Here is a 10,905-nt window from a genome sequence, read left to right on the forward strand (position 1 = left end):
ACGGAGCGCACCTTCACGGGGAAGGTGCGCTCCGGCGTCGGGCGCCTGAAGGAGACTGCCAGGATCAGTCGAACAGGTTCGTCTGCAAGGTGGTGTACAGGACCGTGTGGACGCGGTCACGCAGTGCGTTCCCGACCCCCACCGGGTCCTCGTCGACCGCGGCCTTCGTCGCCTTGTCGGAGCCCGGGAGCATCGCGAGCATGAGGTCGTTGCCGTAGCGGGCCGCGAGGCCGGGGTCCATCCAGGCCCCGAGCACCGCGTCGGTCGAGACGACGCCCTGGAAACCCCACTCACCACGGAGCACGTCCTGCAGGAGCTGCTCGTTGGCACCGGCCCACACGCCGCCCATGTTGATGAACGAGCTCATGGCACCCGTCGGGTCGGCCTCCTTGACCGTGATCTCGAAGGGCTTGAGGTACAGCTCGCGCAGTGCCTGCTCGTCGACGAAGACGTTCACGCCCGTGCGGGCGTTGACCTCCTGCTCGTTGAGCGCGAAGTGCTTCATGAAGGTCAGCACCCCCTTGCTCTCGGCGCCCGAGACCATCGCGGCCGACATCATGCCCGACAGGTGCGGGTCCTCCGAGAAGTACTCGAAGTCACGCCCACCCAGGGCCGTGCGGTGCAGGTTCATGCCCGGGGCGTACCAGCCCTCGATGCCGTAGGCGTTCGCCTCGGTCCCCACCGACTCGCCGAGCGCGCGGGCGAGGTCGTCGTTCCAGGTCGAGGCCACCACGATCTGGGTCGGATAGGCGGCAGCCTCGAGCGAGCTGAACAGGGAGTTCAGCCCGGCGGGCCCGTCGAGCAGGTCCATGGCGGGGATGCCCAGGCGGTCGACCGCGTGCGTGCGGTACGCGCCCTTGGCGAAGAGGTCGACCTGCTCGTCGAGCGTGAGCTGGTCGAGGAACTCCTCCCACTTCGGGTCGTCGTGGTCGAGGCCCGCGAGGTCGGCCAGGACGAGGCCGTTGTCGGCGCCGTAGGTCGGCGTCTCGCCCTCGGCGGGCTCGATCTCCGGGTCCATGCGCGCGAGCAGCTCGTCGGAGGCCGTGGCCCCGGCCTCGGGCGCCTGCGGCCACGTGCCCTCCCAGTCGGAGCGCGAGAGGTACGTCAGGTCGCCCTCGACGTAGTCGAAGCGGTTCGTGAGCTCGGCCCCCGTGTCGGCGTCCGTGGCGTAGACGACGTCCTCGGCCACCACGTGGTCGAACTGCGCGACCGGCGTGTGGACGTCGGTGCGCACCGAGAACTGGTAGGCCCCCGCCTCGAGCAGGTACGCGCCGTGACCCTCGGTGTCCCAGGAGGCCATGTCGCGCACGTCGAACGTGACGGTCACGGTCTCGGACTCCCCCGGCTGGAGCATCCCGGTCTTGTCGTAGCCCGCGAGCTCGATCGCGGACTTCTCGATGCCGCCCGGCGTCCAGGGGGCCGAGAAGTACACCTGCACGACGTCCTTGCCCGCCGTGCCGCCCGTGTTGGTCACCGTGACGTCGACGCTGATCGTGTCACCCTCGACGCGCGGCGCCGTGGCCTCGTGCGCGAACGTGGTGTAGCTCAGGCCGTGGCCGAACGGGAACTGGACGGCCTGCGCGTAGCCCGCCTCGTCACCCGCCCAGCGCGTCTCGTAGTAGCGGTAGCCGACGTAGATGCTCTCTTCGTAGTCCATGTACGAGCGCTTGGCGTTCGCGTAGTCGAAGTCTCCGACGTTGGCGATCGCCGGGGCGCTCGTCACGTCGAACGCGTAGGTGTCGGTCAGGCGGCCGGACGGGTTCACGTCGCCCGTCAGCACCTTGGCGAGCGAGACCGCGCCGCGCGGGCCCGGCGTGCCGATCCACACCGCGGACCTGATCTGCGGGTACTCGTCGAGGAAGCCGAGCTCCATCTGGTTGCCCGAGTTCACGACCACCACGACGTCGTCGAACGACGCCGTCACGACGTCGAACAGCTCGCGCTGCTCGTCGGTCAGGCGCAGCTGCTCGGGGCTCATGTCCGACCCCTCGACGCCGTCGTTCCCGATGACCACCAGCGCGGTGCCGGAGAACTGTGCGGCCTGGGCCATGACGTCGTCGGTGAGGTAGTCCGGGGCGGGCTCGCCCTCGGCCGGCTTGAGCATCGAGCTCGCGATCTGCAGGAGCCCGTTGCTGTTGCCCGTGCTGGTCCTGGCACCGGCCTCCTCCATGGTCGCCTTGAGCTCGGGGTTGACCGTGACCCCCTGCTCGGCGAGGGCGTCGTAGAACGTCACGGACTGCGACTGGTTGCTGCCGCCCGACCCGCCGCCCCCGAGGATGAGGTTGAAGGACGCGAAGCTGAAGACGTTGAGGGAGTCCTCCGCCAACGGCAGGAGGTCGTCCTGGTTCTTCAGCAGGACGATCCCCTCGTCGGAGATGTCCTCCGAGACCTGGGCAGCGTTCTCGCGGGCGGCCACGCCAGCTGCGGTGGACGAGTCGTACTCGATCGTCATGAGGCGGCCGAACGCGCTCGCGAACGGTGCGACCAGTCCCCCGATCGCGATCACGGCCACGGCCGTGACGCCCCAGCCGACCGCGCGGCGAGGCCGGTGCTCGACCTTGCGGTCGATGCGCGCGCGCCGCCTGTCCTCACGGCGCTCGGCCCGGGTCATCCCGGCGCGGGCTTCCTTACGCTCCGCCTTCGCGGTCTTCCTCGCCTCACGGGCCGCACGCTTGTCGGCCGCCTTGGCCGCCCTGCGCTCCTGCGGCGCCATCGCCTTCAGCTCGGCGCGTCGGGCCCGCCTGGTCGCGCGCAGCTCCTGTGCGCGCGCGACCGCGTCCCGCTTGATCTCTCTGCGTGTCGCCATGTCCTTCTCAGTCCTTCTTCGGAGCCCGCGCGGCCATCGCGTGGGCACGCCATGCCGGGACCAGGCGGCGCACGCCGCTCCAGAACCGGCGGTTGACCATCAGCAGCAGGCCGTCGAGCATCGCCTCGTCGACCGTGCCTGCGCTCATCCGCGACACCGACCGGAACGGCAGGTCGAGGACGAAACGGGTGTTGTTCGCCGCGTGGGGACGCCCCAGCAGCATGAGCAGCCGTCCGGCCGCGTCGATGAGCCGGACCAGCCCGCCTCCCACGCCGCCACGACCACGTGCCTGGGCGATGATGTCGGCCCGCGTGAGCGGGCGCCCGGCGGGCCAGTCGGAGGCCGGGGGCGTCCGTCCCAGGAGCGCGGCGAACTCGTCGTCGGGGACGCGGTCCACCTGGCCGCTGACATAGTGCGGCAGGTCGTCGGCGGCGCTGCCGGTGGAGAGCGGCCAGGGCTCGCCGTCGACCACGACGGGCGCGGACAGCCGCAGGTCGCGCGACGACGCGCCGACCTGCACGGTGTAGGTGCCAGGCACGGTGCGCCACCCGTGGCTGCCCGTGTCGTAGGCGGCGAACGCGTGCTCCGCGAGGTCGACGGCCACGCTCGCGCTCTCCCCCGGTGACAGGGTGACCTGCGCGAACCCGGCGAGCTCGCGGGGCGCACGAAACTCGCCCTGGGCCCCGCCCGGCGCCTCGACGTAGACCTGCACGGTCTCGGTCCCGACGCGGTCGCCGGTGTTGGTGATCGTGACCTGGACGCTCTTGCGGTCCGCGACGAGGTCGCTGTGCTCGAACGTCGTGTAGCTCAGCCCGTGGCCGAACGGGTAGCGGACCGGCAGGCCGACCTTGTCGGCGTGGCGGTAGCCGACGTAGATGCTCTCGCGGTGCTCGGACGTCGCCTCGGTCCGCCCGAACGTCGCCGACGACGGCACGTCCGTGTAGCGCAGCGGGTACGTCTCGGCGAGGCGTCCGGCCGGGTCGACCTTCCCGGTCAGCACGTCGGCGATCGCCCGGCCACCGCCCTGACCACCGAGGTAGCCGTGCACGATCGCGTCGACGTGCTCGGCGAACGGCAGCTCGACGGGCGCGCCACCGGCCAGCACGACCACGACGGGCACGCCGAGCGTGGTCAGCTCGCGGGTCAGCGCGAGCTGGTTGCGGGCGAGCCGCATGTGCGTCCGGTCGACCCCCTCGGCCTCGGCGGACTCGTCCAGGCCGAGGAACAGCAGCACGACGTCGGCACGCTCCGCGAGACGGACCGCCCGACGGCGACGACGGACCGACGGAGCCGAGTCCCACGCGCCCCGCCCACCGTCACGGCGCGCGTAGCCCTGCTCGTAGCCGACGATCTCCAGGTCGCTGTCGCGCAGCGCGTCGAGCGGCACGTCCAGCCGGGTCGGGTTGACCAGCGAGCTGCCCGCCCCCTGGTACCGGGGGTCGGCAGCGAAGTCGCCGATCACGGCGACGCGGCCCGAATGGCGCCCGAGCGGCAGCGTCCCGCGCGCGTTGCGCAGCAGGACCACCGAGCGCCGTGCGGCCTCGACCGCGAGCGCGTGGTGGGAGTCGAGGTCGACCGGTGCGGCGCCGTCGGGCGTGCGGTTCGTAGCGCGGGCGCGCTCCGTGCGCTCGATCAGCGTCAGCAGCTCGTCGACGCGGGCGTCCAGGACCGCCTCGTCGAGGCGCCCCTCCTCGACCGCGCGCACGACCTCGGCGTCGGTCACCCCGTCGGTCGACGGCATCTCGAGCGCGTTGCCTGCGACCAGGCCCGCGACGCGGTCGTTGTTGCCGCCCCAGTCGGTGACGACCAGGCCGTCGAAGCCCCAGCGCTTGCGCAGGATCTCGTCGAGGAGCTCACGGTGCTCGTTCGCGTAGGTCCCGTTGACCTTGTTGTACGAGCTCATGACGGTCCAGGGCCGGCCCTCGGTGACCGCGATGCGGAACGCCTCGAGATAGGTCTCGTGGAGCGCGCGCTCGTCGACGACCTCGTCCATCGTCATGCGGTGCGTCTCCTGGCTGTTCACCGCGAAATGCTTGGCGCTCGCGGCCACGCCGCGGGACTGGATGCCGCGAATCTGCGCCGCGGCGAGCCGGCCCGCGAGCAGCGGGTCCTCGGAGAAGTACTCGAAGTTGCGGCCCGCGAGCGGGTTGCGCTTGATGTTGAGGCCGGGGCCGAGCAGGACGCTGACGCCCTCGGCGGCGGCCTCGGCGCCGAGCGCCTCGCCCACCCGCTCCACGAGGCCCGGGTCCCAGCTGTTGGCGAGCGTGGCGGCCGTCGGGAAGCACGTGGCGGGGATGCTCGCGTTGAGGCCGAGGTGGTCCGCCGCTCCGCCCTGCTTGCGCAGACCGTGCGGGCCGTCGGTGAGCATGATCGAGGGAACGCCGAGCCGGTCGACCGGCTTGGTGTTCCAGAAGTTCGCGCCTGAGGTGAGCGAGGCCTTCTCGGTGAGGGTCATCTCGCTACGGGCACGTCGTCGGGCGTCAGGAGTGAGCACGGCCACATGCTAGCCCAACCTCCACCAGTTGGTGGAATTACGAGAGAGGGTAGCCTCTGACCTCGGAGGGGATGCACCGTGACCACGCAGCAAGCAGCCACGACCGGGCGATCGGGATACGCCACCGGGCGCGCGACCAAGCAGTCGATCGTCGCCCGCGCGGCAGAAGCCTTCGCCCAGAAGGGGTTCTACGGGGCATCCCTGCGCGGCATCGCCCGCGAGGCCGGGATCGACCACTCGACCCTCCTGCACCACTTCGGCAACAAGACCGCGCTGCTCCTCGCCGTCATCGAGTGGCACGACGCGCAGCACGCGCCGCCCGAGATGCCTTCAGAGTTCACCGCCGAGGACCTCGTCGACGGGTTCGTCAGCACCGCCGAGCGCAACCGGGAAGCACCCGGCCTGGTGCAGCTCCTCTCGACCCTCTCGGCCGAGGCCGGGACGCCTGGTCATCCCGCGCGGCCGGTGCTGCAGGAGCGGCATCGCGTCCTCATCGGGGTCATCGGCGGGATGATCCGGACGCAGCGTTCACGTGGCGTGCTGGACGACGCCGGGGCCTCGCCCGAAGCCCGCGCCGCGCTCGTCATCTCCACCTGGGAAGGGCTCCAGGTCTTCGACGCGCTCCACCCTGGGGAGGTCGACGTCCCGGCGATGGTCGGGGAGATGCTGCGACGGGAGTTCGGGATCGGGTGACGCCCGGCTGACGGGTCGCGCCGCACGCGCGCGGGCTACCCAGGGAGCCCGACGGCGGAGCGAGCCGTCGCGCGGAAGGTGGGCTCCGGCGTCGGGCGGACCGGGTGGCCGGACACGGCACAGTCGAGCGGTGGCGGACCACTACCCTGGGCCGATGCGCTCGCCCCTCACCGTCCGCCCGGCCCGTCCTGACGACGTCGATGCAATGGCGAGCGTCCACGTCGAGTCCTGGCAGCAGACCTATCGAGGGCTGATGCGCGACGAGGTGCTCGACGCCCCGGACCTGCTGCCGACGCGCCAGCGATTCTGGCGAGCCGTGCTCGTCGAAGAGCGGTACGGGTCGTTTTCCACGGCGGTCGCCGAGGCCGACGGCACCGTCGTCGGGATCGCTCTCGCCGGTCCTACCTCCGAGCCCGACGCCGACTGGGACGCACAGCTCTACGTGCTGTACCTGCTGGACGCGTTCCACGGCAGCGGCGCGGGACACGGCCTGATGGAGGCTGTCCTCCCGGGCGGCGGCTCGACCGGGCTCTGGGTCGCCGACCCCAATCCGCGGGCCCAGGCGTTCTACGCGAGGCAGGGCTTCTTGGCTGACGGGGTGAGCAAGGTGGAGGACGGGGTGAGCGAGGTGCGCCTGGCGCGAGCCCCGGGCGCGCTCGCACCGGGGCGGTCAACGTGAGCGACGGTCAAGGCAGCAGGTCGAGGTACTGCGCACGCGCCTTCATGGCGTGAATGACCATCTCCTCACCGGAGTCGAACACCAGGATCACGATCTCCAGGATCCTCCCGCCGTCGTCGAAGCCCAGCAGGAGCCAGCGTCGCGGGTCGTCCTCGTCATCGAGCGGGGCTCGGAACACCGGGTCCTGGGCAGCGCACAGGATGCCGGACTCGGTCAGCCTGTCGCGTCGAAAGTGCTTTCGGGCCGAGGCATGCAGCTTCACGCCACGTGGGTCCAGGCGCGCACCGCAGCACGGATCGCCTCGGAACGGTTCGCCAACCCCTCGGCCCGGGCACGCTCGGTGAGCGCCTCGAGTGTTCGGGCGTCCAACCGCACCGGCACCACGATCCCCGGACCTTCACCAACACTCGGGCGCCCACGACGCCGCAGGACGCCGACGTCGTAGCCGGCCTCGGCCTCGTCGGCCCACGCCTGGACCTGGTCGTCGTCGACGGCCTTTCCTCGCACCTTCTTCTGGCTCATGCTGATTATCGTATACGGAAGCGTCCGGAGAGGCCAGAGGCCCGGACCCGCGAGAACTCGCAGGTCCGGGCCTCTGTCACAGCCCGTTCACGCTGGCCGACATCCAACCAGGTCAGAAGTTGATCATGTGCCCCGCGAGCCCATGAATAGCCTCCTGCACGGCCTCCGACAGCGTCGGGTGGGTGTGCACGTTGCGCCCCAGCTCGGACGCCGTGAGGTCCCACTTCTGCGCGAGCGTGAGCTCGGGCAGCAGCTCGGACGCGTCGGGGCCGATCAGGTGGCCGCCGAGCAGCTCCCCGTAGCGGGCGTCGGCGACGAGCTTGACGAAGCCCGTGGGCTCGCCGAGACCGTGCGCCTTGCCGTTGGCCGTGAAGGGGAACTTGGAGACCTTGACGTCGAAGCCCTCGTCGCGGGCCTGCTGCTCGGTGAGGCCGAAGCTCGCGATCTGCGGCTGGCAGAACGTCGCGCGCGGCATCATGCGGTAGTCGCCGAGCGTCATGGTCTCGGCGCCGCCGATGGTCTCGGACGCGACGACGCCCTGCGCCTCGGCGACGTGCGCGAGCATGAGCTTCGCGGTGACGTCGCCGATCGCGTAGATGTGGGGCACGTTGGTGCGCATGACGTCGTCGATCGCGATCGCGCCGCGGTCGGTCAACGCAACGCCCGTGTTCTCGAGCCCGAAGCCCTCGACGTTGGGCGCGAAGCCCACAGCCATGAGGACCTTGTCGACCTCGATCGAGCCGGGCTTGTCGTCCTTGACGCCCTTGTAGGAGACGGTCACCGACGATCCACCGTCAACGACCGTCTGCACCGCGGTCGACGTCAGGATGTTCACGCCGAGCTTCTTGTACTGCTTGGCGATCTCCTTGGAGACCTCGATGTCCTCGTTGGGCAGCGCACGGTCGAGGAACTCGATGATCGTCACGTCGACGCCGTAGTTCTTGAGCACGTACGCGAACTCCATGCCGATCGCACCGGCTCCGACGATCGCGATCGAGCGCGGCAGCTCGCGCGTCAGGATCTGCTTCTCGTACGTGACGACGTTCTCGCTCAGCTCGACGCCCGGCAGCAGGCGGACCTTCGAGCCCGTGGCGATGATCACGTTCGCGAACGTCACGGTCTCGGTCTGGCCCGAGGACAGCGCGACGTCGATCGTGTTCGCGTCGCGGAACGTGCCGCGCCCGTCGTACTCGGTGATCTTGTTCTTCTTCATGAGGAAGTGCACGCCCTTGACGCGGCCGTCGGCGACGTCGCGGCTGCGGTCGAACGCCTTGCCGAAGTCGAACGACACGTCCCCCGACATGCCGAAGAAGTCGGCCTGGTGCGTGAACAGGTGGGCGAGCTCCGCGTTGCGCAGGAGCGCCTTGGAGGGGATGCACCCGACGTTGAGGCACACACCGCCCCAGTACTTCTCCTCGATGATCGCGACGGACTGGCCGAGCTGGGCCGCGCGGATGGCGGCGACGTAGCCGCCGGGGCCCGCGCCGAGGACGACGACGTCGTAGTGGTTAGCCATGGGGACCAGCCTAGGACGTCTGCCCGACGGCGGTGCGACCGATCGCGTCACACGTCGCCCGGGCGGTGGCGCCGTCGGGCAGCGGGTACGTCGCCCTCGGCGCGCGGACGGGCCGCGACGGCGGGGCGCCCGAGTCGTTACGATGCGCTACAGCCGCGTCGATTCCCGACCTCAGGGCTCGTGGGCGGCGACACGGGCCTCGTGGAGACCTCATGGCCGTTGGACTCGTAGCCCTCCTGGACGACATCGCAGCGTTCGCCAAGCTGGCGGCCGCGTCCGTCGACGACATCGGCGCCGCTGCGGGGCGGGCGAGCGTCAAGGCGACCGGTGTCGTGATCGACGACACCGCGGTCACACCTCAGTACGTCGCCGGGCTGGCCGCGAAGCGCGAGCTGCCCGTCATCAAGCGCATCGCGATGGGGTCGCTGCGCAACAAGCTCCTGTTCATCCTCCCCGCGGCCTTGCTGCTCAGCGAATTCCTCCCCGTGCTGCTCACCCCGCTGCTCATGGTCGGCGGCGCCTACCTCGCGTTCGAGGGCGCCGAGAAGCTCTGGGAGATGGTCTCGGGCAAGCACGCCGAGGCCGTCGACGACGCTGCGGCGAAGAAGGCCGTCGACGAGGACAGCGTGGTGTCGAGCGCGGTGCGCACCGACTTCATCCTCAGCGCCGAGATCATGGTCATCGCGCTCAACGAGGTCGCGACGGAGGGCTTCTGGGCCCGCGCGATCATCCTGGTCGTCGTCGCGCTGCTCATCACGGCGGTCGTCTACGGGATCGTCGGGCTCATCGTGAAGATGGACGACATCGGCCTGCACCTGGCGGGGCGCGAGACCGGCTGGGTCAAGTCGTTCGGCCACGGCCTGGTCAAGGCGATGCCGCGCGTCATGGCCGTCATCTCGATCGTGGGCACGGTCGCGATGCTGTGGGTCGGTGGCCACATCCTGCTGCAGGGCACCTACGACCTGGGCTGGCACGCGCCCTACGACCTCCTGCACGTCCTCGAGGACGCCGTGCACGGCGTCCCGGCGGTCGGCGGGTTCCTGGTGTGGCTCGTCGACACCCTGGGTTCGGCGATCGTCGGCGTCGTGGCGGGTGCGGTCGTCGTGACGGTCGTGCACTTCATCCCGCGCAAGAACAAGCACTGATCCTCGCCCTCGCAGGGCGCTGCGGGCGGGTTCCCGGTCCTCCGGGAGCCCGCCCGTTCTCGTTCTCGCGGCGCGTGTGGGTGGCCACCCCTACCGTGGGAGGACCGCCAACGAGTCGCAGGAGGATGTCATGGGCTTGCAGTTCGGGTTCGTCGGGAGCTTCGGTTCCGCGTCAGAGCTGGTCACGATGGCCCGTGAGGCCGAGGAGCACGGCTGGGACGGCTACTTCACGTGGGACGGCATCAGCCTGCCCGGCATGGAGGGGTACGACCCGTGGGGCATCCTCGCCGCGGCCGCCGTCCAGACGCAGCGCGTGACGCTCGGCGCGCTCGTGTTCGCCATGCCACGCAGGCGCCCGTGGGAGCTCGCGCGCCAGGCGCTGACGGTCGACCACCTGTCGGGCGGTCGGCTGGTCCTGCCGGCGGGTGTCGGGGTGCTCGACGACGCCGGCTTCAGCGCCGTCCCCGGTCAGCTCACGTCGCTGCGCGAGCGGGCCGAGCTGCTCGACGACGTCCTCGCGTTCCTCGAGCGTTCCTGGTCCGGTGAGGCGTTCTCGTTCGACGGGAAGCACATCTCGACCGGCGAGATGACGATCTCACCCCAGCCCGTCAACGGGCGCATCCCGGTATGGCCTGTGGGCGTCTTCCCGAGCGAGAAGTCGATGAGCCGCGCGGTGCGCTGGGACGGCGTGACCGTCCAGCTCCGCGGCGACCGCGGCATGGACCCGCTGACGCCCGTCGAGGTGCGCGAGGTCGCCGGCTGGGTCGCCGAGCACCGTGACCCGGGCGCCGGGCCGTTCGAGCTCGTCGTGCAGCGCGACTTCGCGACGGACCTCGACGCTGCCGCCGAGGACGCGCGAGCGCTCGAGGCTGCGGGCGCGACCTGGTGGCTCGAAGCCGGCTGGGACCCGACGAAGGTGACGGCAGAGTCGCAGCTCGCAAGGATCCGCCAGGGCCCGCCGCGCCCCTGACCTTCGGCGGGTGCGGCGGCCACCCTCGGTGCCCCCGCGAGCACACGCCGACGGCGCCGCTCCCCCGCCCAGGGGAGCGG

General features: G+C 70.8%; 9 protein-coding genes. 4 read left to right on the plus strand and 5 right to left on the minus strand.

Features of this window, described 5'->3' with window-relative positions; genetic code table 11:
• Positions 1 to 64: 64 nt before the first annotated feature.
• Positions 65 to 2,806, minus strand: coding sequence for a glycoside hydrolase family 3 protein (locus H9652_RS10750; protein WP_191796223.1), 2,742 nt, complete (start codon positions 2,804 to 2,806; stop codon positions 65 to 67).
• A 7-nt stretch (positions 2,807 to 2,813) separates the two neighbouring features.
• Positions 2,814 to 5,300, minus strand: coding sequence for a glycoside hydrolase family 3 C-terminal domain-containing protein (locus tag H9652_RS10755; RefSeq protein ID WP_318244110.1), 2,487 nt, complete (start codon positions 5,298 to 5,300; stop codon positions 2,814 to 2,816).
• 78 nt (positions 5,301 to 5,378) lie between these two features.
• Between H9652_RS10755 and H9652_RS10760 the strand changes: the two genes are divergently transcribed.
• Both H9652_RS10760 and H9652_RS10765 read left to right on the plus strand, forming a co-directional pair.
• On the plus strand, positions 5,379 to 5,993 hold the full coding sequence (locus tag H9652_RS10760) for a TetR/AcrR family transcriptional regulator (RefSeq protein WP_191796224.1): 615 nt from the start codon (positions 5,379 to 5,381) through the stop codon (positions 5,991 to 5,993).
• A gap of 154 nt (positions 5,994 to 6,147) precedes the next feature.
• A complete protein-coding gene (locus H9652_RS10765; protein WP_225228054.1) occupies positions 6,148 to 6,672 on the plus strand; it encodes a GNAT family N-acetyltransferase in 525 nt (174 codons plus the stop codon).
• A gap of 7 nt (positions 6,673 to 6,679) precedes the next feature.
• Here the strand turns inward: H9652_RS10765 and H9652_RS10770 are convergent, their stop codons facing one another.
• The 3 genes from H9652_RS10770 to lpdA form a co-directional block, all read right to left on the minus strand.
• A complete protein-coding gene (locus H9652_RS10770; protein WP_191796225.1) occupies positions 6,680 to 6,934 on the minus strand; it encodes a toxin in 255 nt (84 codons plus the stop codon).
• On the minus strand, positions 6,931 to 7,194 hold the full coding sequence (locus H9652_RS10775; RefSeq protein ID WP_191796226.1) for a ribbon-helix-helix domain-containing protein: 264 nt from the start codon (positions 7,192 to 7,194) through the stop codon (positions 6,931 to 6,933). The genes H9652_RS10770 and H9652_RS10775 overlap by 4 nt, the downstream gene beginning before the upstream one ends.
• Before the next feature lie 112 nt (positions 7,195 to 7,306).
• Positions 7,307 to 8,710: a dihydrolipoyl dehydrogenase gene (gene lpdA / locus H9652_RS10780; protein ID WP_138825114.1), complete on the minus strand. Its 1,404-nt coding sequence runs from the start codon at positions 8,708 to 8,710 to the stop codon at positions 7,307 to 7,309.
• A gap of 212 nt (positions 8,711 to 8,922) precedes the next feature.
• Between lpdA and H9652_RS10785 the strand changes: the two genes are divergently transcribed.
• Entirely contained in the window at positions 8,923 to 9,855 is a 933-nt protein-coding gene (locus H9652_RS10785; protein WP_191796227.1) for a DUF808 domain-containing protein, read from the plus strand.
• 130 nt (positions 9,856 to 9,985) lie between these two features.
• Positions 9,986 to 10,825 (plus strand): LLM class flavin-dependent oxidoreductase, encoded by an 840-nt coding sequence (locus tag H9652_RS10790; protein WP_318244111.1) that lies wholly within the window; start codon positions 9,986 to 9,988, stop codon positions 10,823 to 10,825.
• Positions 10,826 to 10,905: the final 80 nt, after the last annotated feature.

The organism is Oerskovia rustica (genome assembly GCF_014836555.1).
Classification (GTDB): domain Bacteria; phylum Actinomycetota; class Actinomycetes; order Actinomycetales; family Cellulomonadaceae; genus Oerskovia; species Oerskovia rustica.